This is a genomic window from Archangium minus (genome assembly GCF_044360475.1).
Classification (GTDB): domain Bacteria; phylum Myxococcota; class Myxococcia; order Myxococcales; family Myxococcaceae; genus Archangium; species Archangium minus.
This window is the reverse complement of sequence record NZ_CP043494.1, coordinates 7,307,914-7,327,898: the sequence shown is the minus strand read 5'-3', so window position 1 is coordinate 7,327,898 and position 19,985 is coordinate 7,307,914. Positions and strand designations below refer to the sequence as shown.

Genomic DNA, 19,985 nt, shown 5'->3' with positions numbered 1-19,985 from the left:
CACCTCCAGGCGAGGGCTCTCCGGACTTGTGACCAGATTCACAGGTCAACGGTGAACCCGCACACCGCGCTACCCGGCTACGAGCGGTATACCTGCGCTCACCACGACTGAACGATTTCGTAACAGGAGACGCGCCGTGGATGAAGTTCCCTCAATGCCCAGGAGGAGGGCAGGGATCGACTTCTACTGCACGCTCAGCCAGGAACTTCGTGGACAATCCAATCGCTGGAGGACTTCCCTTTGCAAATCTTCAGGGGTTTCTGCACCGAGTCATCGGGTACCAGTCCGCCGCTCGCAAGAGAGTCCCCATCCCGACTATGCTTCCGATGCGGAGAACCTGTCGCGCAGCGCGTTCCTATGAGGGCCTGTCCCCATGCACGGTGACTACGAGACGGAGATCTGGATTGCCCTTGAGGAGGGTGTTCTCACCCGGCAGGAGGCGGACTCTGTGCGAGAAGAGGCCCACCGCCTGGAACGCAGCCCCCTCGATCTCCTCCGGGAGCGCGGCCGAATCACGGAGGAGACCCTTGCCCCGCTGCGGCGGCGAGCCTCGGATCCAGAAGAGCGGCACGCCAGATTTGTTGAGGAATCCCCCCGCGAGCAGGCCAATGACAGACAGGCGCCCCCCGTGGCGCAGGTCTCCCCTCTGGATGAGACGGCCTCCCTGGTGCCGGCCAACGCAAGCCCCCAACCCGAGCCACCACCGGGGAAGGGTGCGGATGGCTCGGCGTTCCCGGTCCCAGGATGGGACCGGTACCAGCACGTGCGGTTCCTCGGTCAGGGTGGCATGGGGCGAGTGTTCCTCGCCTATGACCCCAGGCTGCGCCGCCAGGTGGCCCTCAAGTTTGTCCGAGACGACCACCCCGAGCTTACCCACCGCTTCCTCTCCGAGGCCCGCGCCCAGGCCAAGGTGAACCACGAGCGCGTCTGCAAGGTGTATGAGGTCGGCCAGGTCGACGGAAAGGTCTTCATCGCCATGCAGTACGTGGACGGCCGGCCCCTGAGCGCTTTCGTGCACGAACTCACCGTCGAGCGGAAGGCCCTGGTGCTCCGGGAGACAGCCCTGGGCGTGCACGAAGCCCACCGCGCTGGCCTCATCCATCGCGATATCAAGCCCTCCAACATCATGGTGGAGCGCGGAGAGGACGGTGTCCCCAGGCCCTACGTCATGGACTTCGGACTGGCGCGCGATTGGAACGAGGGCGTGACGGTCACTGGTACCGTGCTGGGGACTCCCCACTACATGGCCCCCGAGCAGGCCCGTGGAGAAGTCTCCCGGCTGGATCGCCGGGCGGATGTCTACAGCCTGGGTGCTACGTTCTACGCCCTCCTTACCGGACAACCCCCCATCCAGGGCGGCAACGGCTTGGAGGTGCTCAACAACCTCGCGACCGTGGATCCGCAGCCGCTGCGTGCTCTGAACCAGAACATCCCGCCTGATGTGGAGGCCATCACTCTCAAGTGCCTGGAGAAGGAGCCCTTTGCCCGCTACGACTCGGCACGAGCCTTGGCAGAGGACCTGGACCGTTTTCTCGCGGGCGAGCCCGTGTTGGCGCGCACGGGCCCTGGGTACCGGTTGCGTAAGCTGCTGCGCAAGCACCGGCTGTTCCTCTCCATGGCCACCGCAACGCTCCTCGCCGTGGCAGTGGCCGTAGGCTGGGTTGCTTTGGTCCGCCGCGAGGCCTCCGAGCGCGAGCGCCTCGCTCGTCGCTTCACCGAAAAGGTGGAGCGCATTGAGTCTATAGCCCGCTTCTCAGCACTTTCCCCTCTCCACGATGTGAGGGAGGATCGCCAAGCCATCCAGGCACGCATGGAGGAGTTGAAGGCGGAGATTCGTCAGGGTGGCGAGCAGGCGCTGGGACCGGGGCACTACGCGCTGGGGCGTGGCGCTCTTGCCCTCGGAGATATCGATAAGGCCCGTGAGCACCTTGAGTTTGCATGGCAGAAAGGCTTCCACGAGCCAAGGGTCGCCTACGCGATTGCCCTTGTCATGGGGCAACTTTATCAACAGCAACGCCTGGAGGTGGCGCCGAGCGACGACGGCAAAATGCTGGAGGTGGCAGGGAGCGACCACAGCAAGGTGCCGGAGTTCCTGCTGCGGGACATCGAGCAGCGTTATCGAGACCCGGCGCTCGCGTACCTCAAACAAAGTCAGGGAGTAGAGGCTCCCTCGGCCGAATACGTCGCGGCACTTGTCGCTTTCCATGAGGGCCGCCTCGATGATGCCTTGGCGCAACTGGACGCAATGAGCGGCAAGCTGCCCTGGTTTTACGAGGCCCCAATGCTGCGCGGGGACATCCTCTTGGCCCGGGTCTACAAGCACGAGAGAAACGTCGATGAGAAAAAGGCCGATTTGGATGCTGGAAGGAAAGCCTACGCCGCCGCCATTACCATCGCCGAAAGCGTCCCCGCTGTGCATCTTGCCTTGGCGCGCCTCGAACGCGTCGAGATGGACAGGCAGCGCTCCCTTCGGGGAGACGTGATGCCTTCCTATACCCGGGCCCATGATGCGCTCATGAGGTGTCTCGCCGTTGCTCCTGACGATTACATGTGCTGGGTGGAGTTGGCTCGTCTGCACGCCCATCTGGCCCGAGGCCAATTCGACCAAGCCAGTGATGTGCAGGCCAGTGACGTGGAAGGGGCCCTCAAGAAGGCTATGGAGGTCGCCGAGCGCGCATTGGCCTTCGCTCCGGCACGGCGCGAGGCCCGGATGGTCCTGGCGAACTGCACCTTGCTGCTGGCAATCCGCCGCCTGTCTAGTGGAGGGGATCCGCGCGAGCAACTTCGCAAAGCCGCCGACCTGTTAGAGAGTGTTCGCCCGGAGGATCGGAACCCTTCATTCCACTACTTGTTCGGTGCGGTCTTCATGAACTGGGCCGACTACGAGGAGCGCATCGGCGAGAACTCGCTGGGTCTCTGGGGCAGGGAGATCCAAGAGTTACAGGCGCTTCTTGCCATCAATGATCTCTCGGCAGCTGACTGGGTCAGCCTCGGTAGGGCTTACCTCGCCCGAGCGTCCAACCGCCGCAACTCCGAGCCGGAGCGTGATCTTGAGCAGGCCATGTCCGCGTCCGACAAGGTTCGGCGCCTCGATTCCAAGAATTTTTATGCGTATCTCATAATGGGTGAGGTCTACGAGCAGCGGGCCCGCCGGCTGCGCAATCGTGGTGGGGATCCCACGCCAGACCTGATGCGTGCTCTGGAGCAGTACCGGCAGGGTTTAGCCAATGTTCCCGAAGCAGCGACATGGATGCACAGCAGCATGGCGTGGGCACTCTTGGAACTGGCGCGGGGGGCCAGGGAGCGGGGAGGAAACCCATTCCCTGTGCTGGACGAAGCCCGAGCGTCCATCGAATTAACCATGAGCGGCTGGCCGAGGTCTGGCGCGCCCTACGCTATGCTTGGGACTTTGCTCGCCCAGCGAGCTCGCTACCTGCGTGCTCGTGGAGAAGACCCGGGACCGAGTGTGCGCGAGGCCGAGGATATCGTGAAACGTGGCTTCGAACGGCAGCCGGACCTCGCCGACTTTTCGGTCATTCTAGGCTCGGTCCATGTCATCCGAGCAGGCTTCAACGTGGACTGCGGGCGAGCACCCGGACCAGACCTCGCACACGCCGAGGAGGAACTCCGCCGAGGACTGGCGCAGAGTTCTCTCGTGCGGCTGCGGATGTTCAACCTTCAGGACGTATGGCTCCAACTCGGCGAGGTTCAGACGCTCCGCGCCAAGTGGCAAGCACAAAATGGAAAGGCCCGGGCCGAGGACTTCGACGAGGCGAGGAAGTCTTATGAAAAGGCGATCGAGCTGGCACCGGATGAGTTGGAATACTCCCTACGGCTTGGCCAGCTCTACTCCACGTGGGCCACCTGGCAGAAGCAAGCGGGAGGGGTGCACGATTTGATGTTGAAGCGTGGGCTTGAGCTGGTTGACCGGATATTGAAAGTCCGGCCTGACTGGGTTGAGGCCCAGGAGCTTCGGGTCAGTCTGCTCCAGGCCAGCCAGTAAAAAAGGCCCTGGAGCGGCTCGCGCCAACTCCAGGGCCTTCGTCATGCAAGCGCTACTGTCCCCGGGTTCACTGCGCCGGGGCGGGCGCGATGGGCTCCGCCGGGGGCTCCTCGTGCGAGCGCTTAGCCTCACCCCGCAGCCGCTGCATCAGCACGTACAGGCCGGGGATGAAGACGAAGTTGACGATGGTGGACACGAGCATGCCTCCGAAGACGGCCGTGCCCAGCGAGTTGCGCGCGGCGGCGCCAGCGCCCTTCGCCAGCATCAGCGGCACCACGCCCAGGAGGAACGCGATGGACGTCATCAGGATGGGCCGCAGGCGCACCTCGGCGGCCTCCACCACCGCGTCCACGGCGCTCTTGCCGCCCTCACGCAGCTGCTCGGCGAACTCCACGATGAGGATGGCGTTCTTGCTCGCCAGACCCACCAGCATCACCAGTCCGACCTGGCAGAAGACGTCGTTGGCGAAGCCTCGTGCCATCTGAAGTCCCAAGGCGCCCATGACGGCCAGCGGCACCGACAGGATGATGACGAAGGGCAGGGTGAAGCTCTCGTACTGGGCCGCGAGCACCAGATAGACGAACAGCAGGCCCAGGGCGAAGATGATCATCGTCTGGCCGCCGCTCTCCTTCTGCTCGAGGCTGATGCCCGTCCACTCCGAGCTCATGCCCTGGGGGAGCACTTGCGAGGCGATCTGCTCCATGGCCTCCAGCGCTTGACCGGAGGACACACCCGGCGCGGCCTGGCCGTTGATCTCCGCGGCGCGGAAGAGGTTGTAGTGCCGGATGACCTGGGCGGACGCGGTGGGCGTCACCTTCACCAGCGACTCCAGGGGAATCATCGAGCCGCCGTCGCTGCGCACGTAGAAGGCCCCGATGTCCTGCGGTGTGTCACGGTACTGCTGCTCGGCCTGGACATAGACGCGGTAGGTGCGGTTCGCGTAGTTGAAGTCGTTGACGTACTGGCTGCCCATGTAGAGCTGCATCGTGCCGAACACCTGCTCGATGGGGATGCCCAGCGCCTTGGCCTTCTGGCGATCCACCTCGACGTCCAGCAGCGGCGTGTCCGCGTTGAAGGTGGAGTAGACGCCGCGCAACCGGCTCTCCTGGTTGCTGTTGGCCACCACCTCCTGGACGGCCGACGCCACCTCGTCCAGAGAGCGGCTCCCCGCGATGTCCTCGACGATGAACTGGAAGCCACCCACGCTGCCCACGCCCCGGATGGCGGGGGGCTGCAGCGGCATTACCCGGGCGCCACCAATGGCACCGAGCGGTCCGCGCAGCCGCTCCACCATCGCCGCCACGGACTGCTCCGGCCGGGTTCGCTCCTCCCACGGCTTGAGGGGCGTGAAGACGGTGGCGTAGTTGGGCCCGGTTCCCTGGAAGGAGAACCCGCCGATGGCGAACATGGTGACCACCTCAGGCTGGGCCTTCAGCACCTGCTCTATCTGGGTGAGCACCTTCTCCGTCTGCGTGAGCGACATGCCCTCGGGTCCCTGCACGGAGATGATGAGGTAGCCCTGGTCCTCGTCGGGGATGAAGCCGGTGGGCGCCGCGCGGAAGAGCAGCACCGTTCCACCGATGCACAGGAGGAAGGCCCCGAGGATCACCAGGGGGTACTTCAGCAGCGTGCGCAGTCCCCGCCCGTAGGTGTCCTTCGTCCAATCGAGCGCCCGGTCCATCCAGCGGAAGAAGATCCACTTCTCTCCGTGGTGGTGCTTGAGCAGCCGCGCGCTCAGGGCCGGCGTCAGGGTGAGGGCGCAGAAGGTGGACAGGGCCACCGACGCGGCGATGGTCAGCGCGAACTGGCGGTAGATGGAGCCCGTGGTCCCAGGGAAGAGCGCCACGGGGATGAACACCGCCACCAGCACGATGGAGATGGCTACCACCGCGCCGGCCACTTCCTTCATGCCCTCACGCGCCGCCTGCATGGCCGTCAGGTGCTTCTCCACCATCAAGCGCTCGATGTTCTCGATGACCACGATGGCGTCGTCCACCACGAGACCCGTGGCCAGTGTCAGGCCGAACAAGGTGAGCGTGTTGATGGAGAAGCCCATCAAATAGACGAAGGCGAAGGTACCCACCAGCGAGACGGGCAGGGTGATGGCGGTGATGAGCACGCTGCGCCAGCCGTGCAGGAACAGGAAGATGACGAGGATGACCAGCGCGATGGCTTCGATCAGCGTCCGCACCACCTCGTTGACGGAGGCGCGCACCGCGAGCGTGGTGTCGTTGCCCAGCGCGTACTCGAGCCCTGGCGGGAACTGCTTGGCGAGCCGGTCCATCTCCTTGATGACGCCGTCACGCACGTCGAGCGCGTTGGCGGTGGGCAGCTGCATGATGGCGAGGCCCACGCCCGTCTTTCCATTGAAGCGAAGCAGCGTTCCGTAGTTCTCCGCGCCGAGCTCCACACGGCCCACGTCCTTCACGCGCACGCTCTTTCCGTCGTTGTTGCGCATCAGGACGATCTCCCCGAACTCCTCGGGCTCGACGAGACGGCCGCGCGCGCGCACGGCGATCTGGTAGGGCTGCTCGGTGCTCGAGGGGGGCTGACCCACCTGGCCCGCGGCTACCTGGAGGTTCTGCTCCTGCAGCGCTCGCACCACGTCCTGGGGGGTGAGGTTGCGGCGCGCGAGCTCGGTGGGGTTGAGCCACAGGCGCATGGAGAACTTGCGCTCGCCGAAGATGCGCACGTCACCCACGCCGCGCACGCGCTTGATGGCGTCCTTCAGGTTCACGTCAGCGTAGTTGCTGAGGAACTGCGCGTCGTAGCGGTTGTCCGGGCTGGACAGGCCGAGCGTCAGCAGCATCTGGCTGGAGGCCTTGTTGACGACGATGCCCGTCTGGTTCACCTGCGAGGGCAGGCGCGCGGCGGCACGGCTCACGCGGTTCTGCACGTCCACGGCGGCCACTTCGATGTCGCGCGTGGGCTCGAAGGTGACGGTGATCTGGCTCGTACCGTCGTTGCTGCTGGTGGAGGTGATGTAGCGCATGCCCTCCACGCCGTTGAGCTCCTGCTCAAGCGGGATGGTGACGGCGCTCTCCACGACCTCGGCGCTCGCGCCCACGTAGGTGCCGGTGACGGTCACCTGGGGCGGCGCGAGGTCCGGGTACTGGGCAATGGGGAGGGTGGGAATGGCGATCAGCCCCACCAGCGTCAGCAAGATGGAGCAGACGGCCGCGAAGACGGGTCTGCGGATGAAGAAATCGACGAACACGGCGTTGGCGCCCTCATTCTCTGTGCTGTGGCGGGCGCCCAACCCCTCCCCGGGGCGCCCGGTGCTGCCAATGGCTAACGGCTACCCCCGGCGGCTCCACCGCCAGCGGTGCCCGCCGCCGCTCCTGCCTGAGCGGGCGCGGAAACGGACGAGCCCTTCACCTTCACCGGCGCCCCATCACGCAGCGCCTGCAGCGACGTGACGGCCACCTGCTCGCCCTCCTTGAGCCCGCCCTCCACCACGTAGGCCATCTCTCCGAGCGCCCCGAGCTTGATGGGACGGCGCTCCACCACCGACTGCCCACCCTTGTCCGTCACCACCAGGGCGAAGGGCTGGCCGCTCTGGCGCACCACCGCGAGCGCGGGGAGCTGCAGCGCGTTGCGCGTGGAGTAGACGAGGCGCGCGCGCACCAGCTCGCTGGGGCGCAGGCCCACGGTGTTGCGGAAGGCGGCCTTGACCTCGACCAGCTGGGTGCGCGGATCCGCCTGGGGCGCGATGAAGAAGACGGGGCTGGTGATGAGCACCTTCCCGTCCGCGTCGAGCACCTCGAGCGGCGTCTCCGGACGCAGCGTGCGGGCGCGCTCCGAGGGCACCGACACGCTCACCTCGAGCACGTCGGCCTGGGCAATGCTGGTCAGCGGCGTGGAGGCGCTCACGAAGTCACCCAGGCGTACCAACACGTCGCCCACGGTGCCGGCGAAGGGGGCGCGCACCGAGTGGAACTGCAGCTGCACCTCGCGCTGGGCCTCCGCGGCGGCGGCGGCGCGCGTGGATGCCTCAAGGGCATCCACCTGGGCTCGCGACTGCTCCAGCTCCTGAGCGCTCGCCAGACCCTCCTTGTAGAGGGACTCGATACGGGCCAGCGTGCGGCGCGCCTGCTCCAGGTTCACCTGCGCGGACGTGCGCTGGGCCTTGGCGCTCTCGAGCGCCGCGGTCTCCTCGCGCGAGTCCACGTCGAGGAGCGGAGCTCCCGCCTCCACCTTCTGGCCCGGGCGCACGTGGATGCGGCGCACGTAGCCACCCACCTGGGGCAGCACGGTGACGCTCTGACGCGACATCAGCGTCCCGAGGTACTCGCCCGTATCACGCACCTCGCCGGGGGCGAGCTGCACCACCTCGATCTCACGAGGAGGCGGAGGCCCCTTGGCCGCCGGCTTGCTCCCACAACCCGAGGCGCCCGCCACCAGCGCGGCGCCCCACAGTCCCACCACAATCGCCTTCAGGGGGCGTACCCTCTTTACCAGTCGCACCGGGCCTCCGTCAGAAATGCGTCCAGGCGCGCCTGGACGAGCTCAAATTCACGCAGCGCCAACGACAGCTCCGCCTGTCGCAGGGCGGCACCGCTCTGGACCAACTCGAGGCTGCTGCCGCGGCCCACCTCGAAGGCGCGGCGGGTGAGTTGGTCGGTCTTCGCGGCCAGATCCAGGGAGGAGGCCGCCGTCTTCACCAGCGACTCGGCCACGCTCACGTTGCGCTGGGCACGGGCCACCTCCACCGTCACATCGCGCCGGGTCCGCTCGAGCGTCTCGGCCGCCTGCTGCTCGATGCCCGCGCGCTCGCGCACCAGCCCTCCTCGAAGGCCTCCCTCCCAGATGGGCACCGACAGGACGGCGGCGATGCTCCAGGTGGAGAACCGCCCGGGACCGGGCTCGGTGGTGAGGGCATTGAGGGAGCTGTTGAGGCCGAGCGTGGGCAGGTAGCCGGCGGACGCCTGGCGCCTGCTTTCGCGGGCCGACTCCAGCTGGGTGCGCGCGGACTCCAGGTCCGGCCGCTCGCTCAGGGCCTTCAGCGGCGTGCAGGTGGCGCGTGTCTGGTCCACCAGTCCCTGGAGGTTGAAGGAGGGATTCACACCGACCTCCTCGGGATGGCCCAGCGCCAGCCCCAGGGCCTCGCGAGCGCGGTGCAGCTGCTCGTCACCGGAGACGAGCGACTGCCGGGCGATCTCGACGTCCTGTCTCACGCGCACCACGTCCAGTTGGGTCCCCGCGCCCAGCTCGAAGGAGCGCTGGGCGAGCGCGGCGCGCTCGAGGGCCCGGCGCAGGCCCACGCGGTTGATCTCCGCGGCCCGCTCGGCCGCCACGGTGGCCACCAGCGTCCGCGCCAGCGACAGGGTGAGGCGGCGCTGGACGTCATAGAGGTTCGCCCGGGCGCTGTCCTCAGCCGCGGAGGCCGACGACAGCCCGCGCCAGGCGCCGAAGTCCACGATCGACTGCGACAGCGACACGGCCCCGCTGGCCAGCGGCACGGTGGGCTGGCGGGCGGCACCGGGCTGCGCCATGACCGGGGCTCCCGTGAGGCCCACGGGGTTGTCGGGATTGAGCAGGTCGTAGGCGACACCCGCCGACACGCGGGCGTTGGGCAGGAGCACCGACAGGGCCTGGCGCCACCGGCCCTCAGCGCGCTGGACGTTGGCCTCCGCGGTACGGAGATCCGTGGAGCGCTCGCGCACCAGCCCGAGCGCCTCCTCCCAGGTCCCCACCTGCTTGGAGGCGGCGGGAGCGGGAACAAGCATCGGATCCTCCACGTGTGGCTGGAAGGGGGCCGGTGCCGGCACGAGCGGATCCTGGTCGGCCAGGGCAGGGGCCCCGGCGAGCGACAGGAGGAGGAGGGCGAGACGGTGGGTCATAAACAGGTAGGACCAGGAGAATCAGGAGTGACGCGTTTGCTAACCGGCTGCCCCCCGGTCCGGCCAGCTTATTAAGTGTGATTGACAACCGTTGTCAAACGCAACCATTGTTACGTGGAATGACCCTTCCTGCGCAAGTGGCTTCTGTGCGGCGCGCCATCCGACGGCTGATGACTCGTCGTCTCAGCGAGCGGACGAGCCGGCCCTTCTCACAACTCTTGGCCCTCAAAGTTATTGCCGAAGAGGACCTGCTAACCCAGGCGGCGCTCGCCGAGCATCTGTTGATGGATGCGCCAGCGGTGAGCCGGTTGGTGGACCGGTTGGAAAATGACGGGCTGGTGAAACGCTGCGCGGGGGAGAACCGGCGCTGCGTGCGGCTGCAGGCGACCGAAGCCGCCAAGGCTGAGGTAGCGGTGCTGCGCGAAGCGGCGCAGTGGGTGGACAACGAGGCGGGCCGCTACCTGACTCCCGCTGAGATGCAGGAGCTCAATCGCCTGCTGGAGAAGCTGAGGAACGGGCTAACGCAGAGCCATGAAGCCCCCGAGGGGGCTTGCGTCGAGCCGGTGGAGGCGCCGCGCTAGTTGGGCTGGAGCCCCGTGGTCGCGCCCGTCAGGTGCAGCGGCTCGAAGGTCTGCGTAGGCGCGAAGGCGATGACGCGCAGCAGCTTGTCGCCCGTCTTGTAGAGCGAGACCTCGAACAGGGATGGCCTGCCGTTACGTGTCGCGCTTCCGGTGAGGGTGGCGACGCTCGGCGCCTCGAGCGCGGTTCCATTGTCGGAGGTGTCGGTTTCTTGGAAGTCGGGGTACTGCGCCTTCAGATGGCTCAGCTCCAGCTCCCTCGCCTCCTGGAGATCCGCCGCCTGCACCTCGCTCCAGCTCCGCACGGACACCGTGAGGTGGCCGCCAAGTTCCGGTTGGGAGAGCCACAGGTCGATGTGCGCCTCCGAGAGCCGGGACACCTCCGCTTTGCGGCGAAACCAGCCCTCCGAGGGCACACGCAACGTGTAGGGGTACCGGGCTCCGACGATCGATTCACCCTCGTGGAGCAGACGCCCCTCGAGGTCCGGTCGCAGGGCGATCTTCAGTCGCTCGCTGAGGGACTGGGTGGCGGCGAGTCGAGTGAACCCGATGACCTCGACGCCCACGCCGAGCAGCACGGCGGTGAGTCCGGCGCCGGCCAGGAAGGACGAGGGATTGCCCCAGACGAGCACCAACACGCCGCAGGTGAAGGCGACCACGACGAGCGTGAAGAGGTACTGCGCCTGGTACAGGCTCATGCCTCCGAAGAGGAACATGCCGACAACCAGCCGCACGAAGGCGAGGGTGCGGAACCGGGTGCTGCCCTGGAGGAAGCTGACGCCGAGCAGGGTGTCGAGCCCCACGCCGACGAGCGTGCCCGCGAGCTGCGCCGCCCGGAGCGAGGCATCCGATGAGAATGCCGGCAGGAACAGGAACTCAAACAGGTGGAGCACCGCGTTCAGCAGCAGGATGCCGCCCCCCAGCGCAAGCGCGGAGCTCTTTTTAGTGGAAGGTTCGGCCTGGGGCGTGGGCTCGAAGGTGGGCGTGTTGACCGTGGCCGGAGTGGGCTCCAGGGACGGGATGTACTCCACGGTAGGCACGTACTCCGGAGCGCGAGCGGCCGGGGAGGGCACGCTGACATTGACCGGAGCGACGCGGGCGACGGGAGCCACGGGAGCGCTTGGGACGGCGGCGACGGCAGCGGTTTCGCGTCCGGCGGCGGAGGTTCGTCCGCAGCGTGGACAGAGCGCTTGAGCCCTCGGCCGATGCTTGAGGCCGCAGTGAGGGCAGTTGATCCAGGTGGCGTCCACGGTGTCCCCTCCCTGGGCGTCCTCGTTCTCGCGGTGGGTTGGCGGGGGGTGCCGACACCCGTCTTTTAACAGAGTGCGCTACCCCAGGGGTAGATGCCCCCCTGTCGGTGGGGATGTCCGCCCGCGGACTGGGGACTACGCCGCGTCGAAGTACACGCCACGCACCCAGCGCGAACCGGTGAACGCTGTGCGCGCGTGGAGCATGCGCCAGTTGTCGTAGACGAGGAAGTCCCCGGCCCCCAGGTGGAAGCGGTACTGGTGGCGCTCGTCCCGCACAAGTCGTGCGAAGCGGTTGTACGCGCGATACCACGCCTCCATCTCGGAGAAGGGCCGGCGGTGGGGGGCGAGGGTGAAGTAGCTGTAGCGGATGCGAAAGCCGCCGGGCGCGTCGAAGTCGAGCAAGGGAGAGACGAGCACGCGCTCGAAGGACTTCTGCTTGCGGTGGAAGGTCACCGGCACCGTGCGCAGCAGGTCGAAGGCCGGCCGGTCGATGTCGGCAAGGTGGTGGGCCGCGGCGAGTGCGTCCACCACGGCGTTGTCGCCGCCCGTGTCCGCCGGACGCTGGCAGTGCAAGAGCTGGTAGCGCGGCGGCCGTTCGAGGAAGGGCTGGTCCGTGTGGAGCTGGATGGCGCTGTCGGTGTACCCGAGCTGGTCGGTGTTGCGGTTGGTCGTGTTGTCGGTGCGCAGATCCTCGATGCGTCCGAAGTGGGTCTCAATGACGGAGAGCCCCTCGCGAGTGAAGGTCTCGATGAGGGCTTCCGTGTCCGTGCCGAAGCCGCGAACGATCAGGGCTCCGGTGTGCTCGAGCGTGCGCAGCGCCAGACGCCCCGGTGGCTCGTCCGCGCGTGCGAAGTCCACCGTGATGGAATCGACATCGGAGGGAGGCACGGGCGCCGCGGCTCGGTCGGCCGCGTAGGCGTGGGTACGAAGCCAGTTCGCCTCGTAGCGGCTCACCTTCCCATCCGCGCGGTCGCCCCAGTCGATGTCGAGCGCGGTCGCATCCTCGGAGATGCGCACGAGACGAGGACGCAGCTCGAGCGGCAGCTCGGAGGAGCAGACGATGCGCTCCCGGGTGATGGGATGTCGATCCAGCTCGGAGTTGTGCCGCAGCCAGAACCAGTGGAAGTCGGCGTGGTGGGGGGCCTTCGCCGCGGTGAAGTGGACGCGCAAGAAGTCGTCGTACGACTCAAGTCGAGCAATGGTCATGGTTGGGGATGGAGCGGGTTCGAGCGCGCGCGCCGCTAACAACACTCGCCGCGGCAACAGAGGCCGCAGGCGGTCGTCAGGGCGCTGGCACACGTGGAACGCATCGTGAAATCAGGTTAACGGCGGGTGGGCCGACGCGTCAACCCGCGCTCCTCACTTATCCAATTCCCCCAGTTGAATCTGGAGCGCCCGGATGGAGATCTGGATCTCCCAGATGGACAGCGCCAGGGACCCGAGCATCAGCAGCAGGCTGCCGATGAAGACATACTCTCCGGCCCGCTGCATTCCCGCGAAGAGCAGGAGCATGCACACGACGCAGAGGAACAGGCTGGTGACCCCCAGGAACTGCATGTCGCGGATGATCCGGACCCGGACCTTCAGATTCTCAATCTGAGGCAGGAGCACCGGATCCGGGTTGGCCTTGTACTGCGCGAACATGTTCCGGATCAGCGCGGCAATGGCGAGAAAGCGGTTGGTATAGGCGAGCAGGAGCAGCGAGATCGTTGGAAAGAGGAGCCCGGGAGTGGTGAGCGTCAATTCCATTCGTTGACCTGGCGGTCCATTCAACTCTGTCCGCTGAAGATGGCGACAGCGCGCGTGAAGCCGGCCGAGCCATTCTTGATCTTATAGGGGAAGCAGGAGACGGTGTAGCCGAAGGGCGGCAGCAGGTCGAGGTTGGTGAGCTTCTCCATCTGCCCGTAGCCGATGTCGCGGCCGGCCTTGTGGCCTTCCCAGATGATCGACGCGTCGCCGGTCTTCGCGAAGCGCTCCCGCGTGTACTTGAACGGCGCATCCCAGCTCCAGGCGTCCGTGCCGACCACGCGCACGCCTCGCTCCAGCAGGTAGAGGGTGGCCTCGCGACCCATGCCGCAGCCAGCGTCCAGATAGCCGGGCTTGCCGTAGAGCACGGCCGCGGAGGTGTTCACGAGCACGATGTCGAGGGGCTGGAGCGTATAGCCGATGCGCTTCAGCTCCGCCTCGACCTCCGCGGCCGTGACGACATGGCCGTTGGGCCTGTCTCGGAAGTCGAGCTTCACGCCTGGACGGAAGCACCAGTCGAGTGGCAGCGCTTCGATGCCATAGGCCGGCTTGCCCCCGTCCGTGGTCGAGGCATAGTGCCAGGGCGCGTCCATGTGCGTGCCGTTGTGCGCGACGAGCTTCATCCGCTCGCCCGCCCACCCCTCACGCGCTGGCAGATCGTTGGGGTTGAGGCCCGGGAACATCGTGGCCATCTCCTGCGCGCCCTCCGCATGATCCGAGTACTCGATGTGCGGCAGGAGCATGGGCGGATCCGTGTACGCGTTGTTCTCGAGCGTGACGGAGAGATCGACGAAGCGCAGTCCCTGGGTGTTCATGTCCTGGCCTTTCATGCAGGTGGCTCGCTTCCGAGCCGTATCAGTCCAGGAGGATCACGCACTTCTGCCGCGTGAGGGAACGCGGTTTTCGAGATACCAGGCATCGGCGGCGCCGATGGGTGGAATCGATACAACCGACTTCTCGGACTCCCGGCGACGGTTTATGGAGATCCGTCATGAAGCTGGGAACGCTCAAGAATGGAACCCGGGACGGTCAGTTGGTCGTCGTTTCGCGCGACCTGCTCCGGGCGGTGCACGCTCGTTCCATCGTGTCCACGATGCAGGATGCCATCGAGAACTGGGCGGAGGTTGAGCCCTCCCTGCGAGCGCTCTACGACGCGCTGAACGCCGGGACCGCGCACGACGCGTTTGACTTCGACCCGACGGCCGCGGCGGCTCCTCTGCCTCGGGCCTACCAGTGGTGCGACGGCTCGGCCTTCCTGAACCATGGCCGGCTCATGGAGAAGGCCTTCGGCATCGCCCCTGTCCCCGACTTCGAGACCGTCCCCTTGATGTACCAGGGCGCATCGGACGACTTCCTCGGGCCCCGGGACGATGTTCCGCTTCCGAGCGAGGCCCACGGCATCGACTTCGAGGGCGAGTTCGCCATCATGGTGGACGATGTGCCCATGGGCTGCACGGCCGAACAGGCCGCGGGTCACATCAAGCTGCTGCTCCAGGTGAACGATGTCAGCCTTCGCGCTTTCACCCCTGTCGAGATGAAGAAGGGCTTTGGCTTTCTCCACGCCAAGCCCTCGTCCAGCTTCGCGCCCGTCGCCGTCACGCCCGATGAGCTCGGGAGCGCCTGGAAGGAGGGACGCGTGCATCTGTCCTTGCATGTTCGCTGGAACGGCAAGGGGTTCGGGCACCCGAATGGCAGGGAGATGAACTTCAACTTCCACCAGCTCATCGCGCATGCCGCGGCGACTCGCCGGCTTCGGGCTGGGACGGTGATTGGCTCGGGGACGGTCTCGAACGCCGATTCCAGCGTTGGCTCCGCCTGCATCGCGGAGCGCCGGGCGCTGGAGATGATCGCGCACGGGAAGCCGAGCTCTGGGTTCATGCGTTTCGGTGACACCGTGCGCATGGAGGTCCTCGACGCCGACGGCCGCAGTGTCTTTGGCGCGATCGACCAGAAGGTGGTCTCCGCTTCACCCTGAGCAGGGCCGTTTCAGGCGCCCTGGCGAGCTTCCTGCTCGGCCACACACGCGTGGAAGAGCTCGCGCATCCAGCTCAGGCTTGGGTCGCCCTCGAAATAGTGGCTCCACTGAACCATTTCGATCAGGGGAGGGAAATCGATCGGTGATGGCAGGATGCGCAGCGGCAGGAGTCGCGCATAGAGCCTGGCCAGGCGGGAATGCATCGTCGCGACCAGGTCTGTGCCGACGAGCAGGTGGGGCACGGAGCAGAAGCTAGGGACGGTCACCTCGACCCGGCGCTCGTGTCCAAAACGCTCCAGGAACTGCTGATCAGCGGACGGCGCGTGCCTGCTGAGCATGACGCCGATATGTCCCAACTCCAGGTACTGCTCGAGCGATAGGGCGTCGCCGACCCGGGTATTGCCAGTCCAGACGACACAGCAGTAGCTCTCCTCGAAGAGGACTTCCTTGGGATGGACGTCCAGGGCGTGCGTGTCTGGCGTGATGACGAAGTCGAGCTCCCCCCGTTGAAGGGCCTCTCCCGTGGAGAGTCCAGGGGGAATGAGCTCCAGCGAAATCCCTGGCGCCACTCGCTTGAGCCGACGCACGACATCCGCGAGCAATACCTCTGTGATGTAATCGGAGGTGACGATCCTGAACGTGCGCTGGGCCGACGCCGGGTCGAAGCTGGGCTTCGCCTCGACCGCGGACTGGATGCGCAACAAGATGTCCCGGACCTTGTGAGCAAGGCTCTCCGCCCGGGGGGTCGGCACCATCTGGCGCCCGACCTGCACCAGGAGCTCGTCGCCGAAGAACTCGCGCAGCCGCCCGAGCGCGCCGCTCATGGCGGATTGGCTCAAATGTAGCCGAGCAGCCGCCCGAGAGACATTCCGCTCTTCGAGCAGGACGTCGAGGGCCACCAGCAGGTTCAAGTCCAGGTTCTGGAACCTCATGGCTCCATCATGCATCGACGGGAGCGATACATCGTATTGGGAAATACGGCTTCTCCGATATCTCGGACCTTCTTAAGTAGTGCTCAGGACCCCCCATGTTTCGATACTTCCCCAAGAACTACGTCTGGAACCTGTCCGTCGACCTCGCGATCGAGATGGGCGCGCGCATCGGCGAGATCGAGGAGATGTGTGCACCGCTGCTCGCCGCTTCGGAACAGCCTGACGCCGAAGGCACACGCGCCTTCATGCGGAGCTGGGTCGCGATGGGCGACAAGCTGCGTGCGCTGGCGGAGGACGATGAACGCGCCGGCCGGCTGATCTCTGCTGGCGACAAGCTGCAGCGCGCTTCGATGTACTACCTCACCGCCGAGCGCATGCAGGGCCATGGCAACCCCGAGCGCGCGTCGCTGTACGCCCGCGTGCTGGAGACCTTCAAGAAGGGCACGGCGCTGTCACATGCCAACTGCGAACGGGTGGAGATCCCGTACGAGGGAAAGCACCTCGCGGGCCTCTACGTCCGCGCCGAAGGCGTGAGTGGTCGCCAGCCCATCCTGGTGCAGGTGAACGGCTTGGACAGCACCAAGGAGATGAAATACTTCGTGGGCTTGCCTCGCTGGTTGGCGCAGCGTGGTGTGGCCTCGCTGGTGATCGACCAGCCCGGCTCCGGCGAGGCGCTCCGCCTGCACGACCTGAAGGCTGTGTACGACAGCGAACGCTGGGCCAGCAAGGTGGTCGACTGGCTGGAGACCCGTGAAGACATCGATGCCAGGCGCATCGGTCTCGAAGGTGTGTCACTCGGTGGCTACTTCTGCCCGCGGGCGGTGGCCTTCGAGTCGCGGTTTGCGATGGGCGTGGTCTGGGGTGCCAACCATGACTGGCGCGACGTGCAGAAGAAGCGGCTGCAGAAGGAAGGCAGCTTCCCGGTGCCACACTACTGGGAACACGTGCGCTGGGTCTGGGGCGCCAAGGACATGGATGACTTCATGCGCATCGCCGAGAACGTGCACCTCGACGGCGTGCTCGACCGCATCCGCGTGCCCTTCCTCGTGACCCATGGCGAGAAGGACTCGCAGATCCCCCTGAAGTGGGCCGAGCGCACCTACGAGCAGTTGGTCAACAGCCCGAAGCGAGAGCTCAAGGTGTTCACCGCGCGCGAAGGCGGCGTGCAGCACAGCAGCTTCGACAACAGCGCCAACGCCGGCGCCTTCATCGCTGACTGGGTCGCCGAAACCCTGGGCGGCCGCACGGCCTGATCCATTCCATCCACAAGGAGCCCCTCATGAACATCATTGGACCTGACGCCCTGATCTTCGGCGTCGACGACGTGGCCGCGTGCTGCCAGTACCTGCAGGACTACGGCCTGCGTGGCGTGGACGTGAACGAGCAGGGTGGGCGCTTCGAGGCCCTCGATGGCACGCACATCGTCATCAGGCACCGCGACGATCCCAGTCTGCCGCCCGCCATGGGCACCGCCAGCCAACTGCGTGAAACCGTCTACGGCGTGGCAGACAGCGCCACCCTGGAGAGCATTGCCAACGAGCTCGGCCGTGACCGGGAGGTGCGCCGTGATGCCCATGGCCGCCTGCACACGGTGGACGACCTGGGTTTCGCTCTGGCCTTCCAAGTCACGGTGCGGAGACCACTGGCGCTGGCCGGCGAAACCGTCAACGCCCCCGGCAGTGCCGCGCAGCGCCCGGTGAACGCGCTCGGTGTGGACCCGACCCGCGAGGCGTTGCCGCGTACCTTGTCGCACGTGGTGTATTTCGTGCCCGACGCCGCCAAGGCCGAGGCCTTCTACGTCAAGCGACTCGGCTTTGTCTGTACCGACCGCTTCACCGGCGTGGGCCCGTTTCTGCGTCCGGCCGGCACGAGCGACCACCACACGCTGTTCATGATCCAGACCCCGCCGCAGATGAAGGGGGTCGAGCACTTCACCTTCCACATGGGCGGTCCGACCGAGGTGATGCAGGCCGGTACTCGCTTCGTCGAGAAGGGCTATCAGTCGTTCTGGGGCCCGGGCCGGCACCGCTTCGGCTCCAACTGGTTCTGGTACTTCAACAGCCCGCTCGGCTGCCATGTGGAGTACGACGCCGACATGGACCAGCACGACCAGCGCTGGACCGCACGCGAAGCGCCGATGAGCGCCGACGCCTCGCAGCTGTTCCTCTTCCAGCACCGTGCCAGGTGGGCACCGGGCAGCCCGCCGCCGGCCGGCGCTTCCGGTAAGCACTGACACCTCTGGCCATGAGTCGCGTGGTCTTCCTGTGCCGGCTCGATGAACTGCCCGACGGGCAGTCGCGCGGTTTCGATCCGCTGGGGACCGGCAACGACACGCTGCTGGTGGTGCGCCAGGGCCGCGACCTGCACGCCTGGCGCAATGACTGTCCGCACCAGGCTGGCACGGTCATGGCCTGGCGCAAGGACGCCTACCTCAACCGTGACGGCAACCGCATCGTCTGCCATGCCCACGGCGCGCAGTTCGATATCGCCACCGGCGTCTGCACACTCGGACCCTGCCTGGGACAGGCACTGACCCGAGTGCCCCTGTTGCTGGACTCCGCTGATCACGTCCATGCCGTGATCGACGGCTGATTCCAAGCCGTTTCAACTGACATCTGGAGGAATGACAATGGGCGAGCAGGCTCGCTTTGCAATCGGTACATTCGCGGTCGCGGGAAGCCCCTCCTTTCCCGGCCTCGTCATTGACGAACAGGTCGTTGCGCTCGCGGCGCTCGAGCCACTTGCCGCCAGTCTCGGCCAGCCCCTCGTTGGCACCGCCTCCGTCCAGGAGCTCCTCCAGGAGTGGCCGCGCAACTTCGCGACGCTGAGCCGGATCGCGGAGCTGATCCGCAAGGGTGGGGCGCCTCGGGTGGCCTCGCTCCTGGTTCCAGCCAACAGGCTTCAGGTCCGAGCACCGATTCCTCAGCCGCGGCAGATCTATTGCTCCGGGGCGAACTACCGCAAGCACGTCATCGATCTCATCATCGACCAGAAGAGCCACCTCACGGAGAAGATGTCCGCCGAGGAGCGCCGGGCCCACGGTGAGAAGCTCATGGACGAGCGCGCGGCGAAGGGAAAGCCGTTCGTCTTCTTCAAGGCTTCGTCCGCGGTGGTGGGCCCCTACGACTCCGTCGTGTTGCCCCGTGACGTGAGTCAGCCTGACTGGGAACTCGAGCTGGGTGTGGTGATCGGCCGGCCAGCCCGGCGCGTGCCCCGCGCGGAGGCGCTCGATTACGTCGCCGGCTACGTGGTCGTGAACGACATCACCAGCCGCGAGCTTGTCTACCGCCCGGACGCTCCGCAGATGGGGATGGATTGGATGGCCAGCAAGAGCTCGCCGACCTTCCTGCCCATGGGTCCCTACCTCGTGCCCGCCACCTTCGTGGGCAACCCGCAGGACCTGCGCGTCACGCTCAAGCTCAATGGTGAGACGATGCAGGACGAGAGCACGGCCGACATGATCTTCGATGTCGCGCGCCTCATCGAGTTCATCTCGTCCTACGTCCAACTGCTGCCGGGAGACGTGATCTGCACGGGCTCTCCCGCTGGCAATGGCACCCACCACAACCGCTTCCTGCGCCCGGGGGATGTGATGGAGGGTTCCATCACCGGGCTCGGCACCCAGCGCAATCCCTGCATCGCGGAGGAGGGGTAACTC

General features: G+C 66.5%; 16 protein-coding genes. 7 read left to right on the top strand and 9 right to left on the bottom strand.

Annotation, left to right across the window (positions count from 1 at the left end):
* Positions 1-355 precede the first annotated feature (355 nt).
* The gene (locus tag F0U60_RS29715; protein WP_395826020.1) at positions 356-763 is read right to left on the bottom strand and encodes a hypothetical protein; all 408 of its coding nucleotides are present in this window, start codon (positions 761-763) and stop codon (positions 356-358) included.
* Here F0U60_RS29715 and F0U60_RS29710 point away from each other — a divergent pair.
* Complete coding sequence (locus F0U60_RS29710) at positions 668-4,003, top strand: protein kinase (RefSeq protein ID WP_395825514.1); 3,336 nt, start codon at positions 668-670, stop codon at positions 4,001-4,003. The two genes, F0U60_RS29715 and F0U60_RS29710, sit on opposite strands and share 96 nt — an antisense overlap.
* A gap of 67 nt (positions 4,004-4,070) precedes the next feature.
* Here F0U60_RS29710 and F0U60_RS29705 read toward each other — a convergent pair whose 3' ends face one another.
* The 3 genes from F0U60_RS29705 to F0U60_RS29695 form a co-directional block, all read right to left on the bottom strand.
* Complete coding sequence (locus F0U60_RS29705; protein WP_395804655.1) at positions 4,071-7,220, bottom strand: efflux RND transporter permease subunit; 3,150 nt, start codon at positions 7,218-7,220, stop codon at positions 4,071-4,073.
* A gap of 74 nt (positions 7,221-7,294) precedes the next feature.
* Positions 7,295-8,470: an efflux RND transporter periplasmic adaptor subunit gene (locus F0U60_RS29700; protein ID WP_395804652.1), complete on the bottom strand. Its 1,176-nt coding sequence runs from the start codon at positions 8,468-8,470 to the stop codon at positions 7,295-7,297.
* Positions 8,458-9,846: a TolC family protein gene (locus F0U60_RS29695; RefSeq protein WP_395804649.1), complete on the bottom strand. Its 1,389-nt coding sequence runs from the start codon at positions 9,844-9,846 to the stop codon at positions 8,458-8,460. Before F0U60_RS29695 ends, F0U60_RS29700 begins: the two co-directional genes overlap by 13 nt.
* A gap of 170 nt (positions 9,847-10,016) precedes the next feature.
* Here F0U60_RS29695 and F0U60_RS29690 point away from each other — a divergent pair, with 170 nt between their 5' ends.
* The gene (locus F0U60_RS29690) at positions 10,017-10,427 is read left to right on the top strand and encodes a MarR family winged helix-turn-helix transcriptional regulator (RefSeq protein WP_395804647.1); all 411 of its coding nucleotides are present in this window, start codon (positions 10,017-10,019) and stop codon (positions 10,425-10,427) included.
* On the opposite strand, the gene F0U60_RS29685 is transcribed toward F0U60_RS29690, so the two are convergent.
* From F0U60_RS29685 to F0U60_RS29670, 4 genes are all read right to left on the bottom strand, one after another.
* Positions 10,424-11,536 (bottom strand): hypothetical protein, encoded by a 1,113-nt coding sequence (locus F0U60_RS29685; protein WP_395804645.1) that lies wholly within the window; start codon positions 11,534-11,536, stop codon positions 10,424-10,426. The genes F0U60_RS29690 and F0U60_RS29685 overlap by 4 nt on opposite strands.
* Positions 11,537-11,809: 273 nt before the next feature.
* On the bottom strand, positions 11,810-12,880 hold the full coding sequence (locus F0U60_RS29680) for a TauD/TfdA family dioxygenase (protein ID WP_395804643.1): 1,071 nt from the start codon (positions 12,878-12,880) through the stop codon (positions 11,810-11,812).
* A gap of 153 nt (positions 12,881-13,033) precedes the next feature.
* Positions 13,034-13,423: a DUF2721 domain-containing protein gene (locus tag F0U60_RS29675; protein ID WP_395804641.1), complete on the bottom strand. Its 390-nt coding sequence runs from the start codon at positions 13,421-13,423 to the stop codon at positions 13,034-13,036.
* A 20-nt stretch (positions 13,424-13,443) separates the two neighbouring features.
* The gene (locus F0U60_RS29670) at positions 13,444-14,250 is read right to left on the bottom strand and encodes a cyclase family protein (RefSeq protein WP_395804639.1); all 807 of its coding nucleotides are present in this window, start codon (positions 14,248-14,250) and stop codon (positions 13,444-13,446) included.
* 161 nt (positions 14,251-14,411) lie between these two features.
* Between F0U60_RS29670 and F0U60_RS29665 the strand changes: the two genes are divergently transcribed.
* Positions 14,412-15,395: a fumarylacetoacetate hydrolase family protein gene (locus F0U60_RS29665; protein ID WP_395804637.1), complete on the top strand. Its 984-nt coding sequence runs from the start codon at positions 14,412-14,414 to the stop codon at positions 15,393-15,395.
* Between the two features lie 11 nt (positions 15,396-15,406).
* Here F0U60_RS29665 and F0U60_RS29660 read toward each other — a convergent pair whose 3' ends face one another.
* Positions 15,407-16,327 (bottom strand): LysR family transcriptional regulator, encoded by a 921-nt coding sequence (locus F0U60_RS29660; RefSeq protein WP_395804635.1) that lies wholly within the window; start codon positions 16,325-16,327, stop codon positions 15,407-15,409.
* A 95-nt stretch (positions 16,328-16,422) separates the two neighbouring features.
* On the opposite strand from F0U60_RS29660, the gene F0U60_RS29655 reads away from it, so the two are divergent.
* Genes F0U60_RS29655 through F0U60_RS29640 form a run of 4 tightly spaced genes read left to right on the top strand, consistent with a single transcriptional unit; the run spans position 16,423 to position 19,982 of the window.
* Positions 16,423-17,580 carry an alpha/beta hydrolase family protein gene (locus F0U60_RS29655; RefSeq protein WP_395804633.1) on the top strand — a complete coding sequence of 386 codons (1,158 nt, stop codon included), beginning with the start codon at positions 16,423-16,425 and terminating at the stop codon, positions 17,578-17,580.
* 26 nt (positions 17,581-17,606) lie between these two features.
* Positions 17,607-18,560: a VOC family protein gene (locus F0U60_RS29650; protein ID WP_395804631.1), complete on the top strand. Its 954-nt coding sequence runs from the start codon at positions 17,607-17,609 to the stop codon at positions 18,558-18,560.
* Between the two features lie 11 nt (positions 18,561-18,571).
* Positions 18,572-18,919 carry a Rieske (2Fe-2S) protein gene (locus F0U60_RS29645; RefSeq protein ID WP_395804629.1) on the top strand — a complete coding sequence of 116 codons (348 nt, stop codon included), beginning with the start codon at positions 18,572-18,574 and terminating at the stop codon, positions 18,917-18,919.
* A 37-nt stretch (positions 18,920-18,956) separates the two neighbouring features.
* Positions 18,957-19,982, top strand: a complete 1,026-nt coding sequence (locus F0U60_RS29640; protein ID WP_395804627.1) for a fumarylacetoacetate hydrolase family protein — start codon at positions 18,957-18,959, stop codon at positions 19,980-19,982.
* Positions 19,983-19,985 lie beyond the last annotated feature (3 nt).

Bases quoted from the DNA above. Each gene is read 5' to 3' on its own strand.
- F0U60_RS29690 (WP_395804647.1), top strand. From the start codon at position 10,017: ATGACTCGTCGTCTCAGCGAGCGGACGAGCCGGCCCTTCTCACAACTC.
- F0U60_RS29645 (WP_395804629.1), top strand. From the start codon at position 18,572: ATGAGTCGCGTGGTCTTCCTGTGCCGGCTCGATGAACTGCCCGACGGG.
- F0U60_RS29680 (WP_395804643.1), bottom strand. From the start codon at position 12,880: ATGACCATTGCTCGACTTGAGTCGTACGACGACTTCTTGCGCGTCCAC.
- F0U60_RS29650 (WP_395804631.1), top strand. From the start codon at position 17,607: ATGAACATCATTGGACCTGACGCCCTGATCTTCGGCGTCGACGACGTG.
- F0U60_RS29665 (WP_395804637.1), top strand. From the start codon at position 14,412: ATGAAGCTGGGAACGCTCAAGAATGGAACCCGGGACGGTCAGTTGGTC.
- F0U60_RS29660 (WP_395804635.1), bottom strand. From the start codon at position 16,327: ATGAGGTTCCAGAACCTGGACTTGAACCTGCTGGTGGCCCTCGACGTC.
- F0U60_RS29655 (WP_395804633.1), top strand. From the start codon at position 16,423: ATGTTTCGATACTTCCCCAAGAACTACGTCTGGAACCTGTCCGTCGAC.
- F0U60_RS29640 (WP_395804627.1), top strand. From the start codon at position 18,957: ATGGGCGAGCAGGCTCGCTTTGCAATCGGTACATTCGCGGTCGCGGGA.
- F0U60_RS29675 (WP_395804641.1), bottom strand. From the start codon at position 13,423: ATGGAATTGACGCTCACCACTCCCGGGCTCCTCTTTCCAACGATCTCG.
- F0U60_RS29670 (WP_395804639.1), bottom strand. From the start codon at position 14,250: ATGAAAGGCCAGGACATGAACACCCAGGGACTGCGCTTCGTCGATCTC.
- F0U60_RS29695 (WP_395804649.1), bottom strand. From the start codon at position 9,846: ATGACCCACCGTCTCGCCCTCCTCCTCCTGTCGCTCGCCGGGGCCCCT.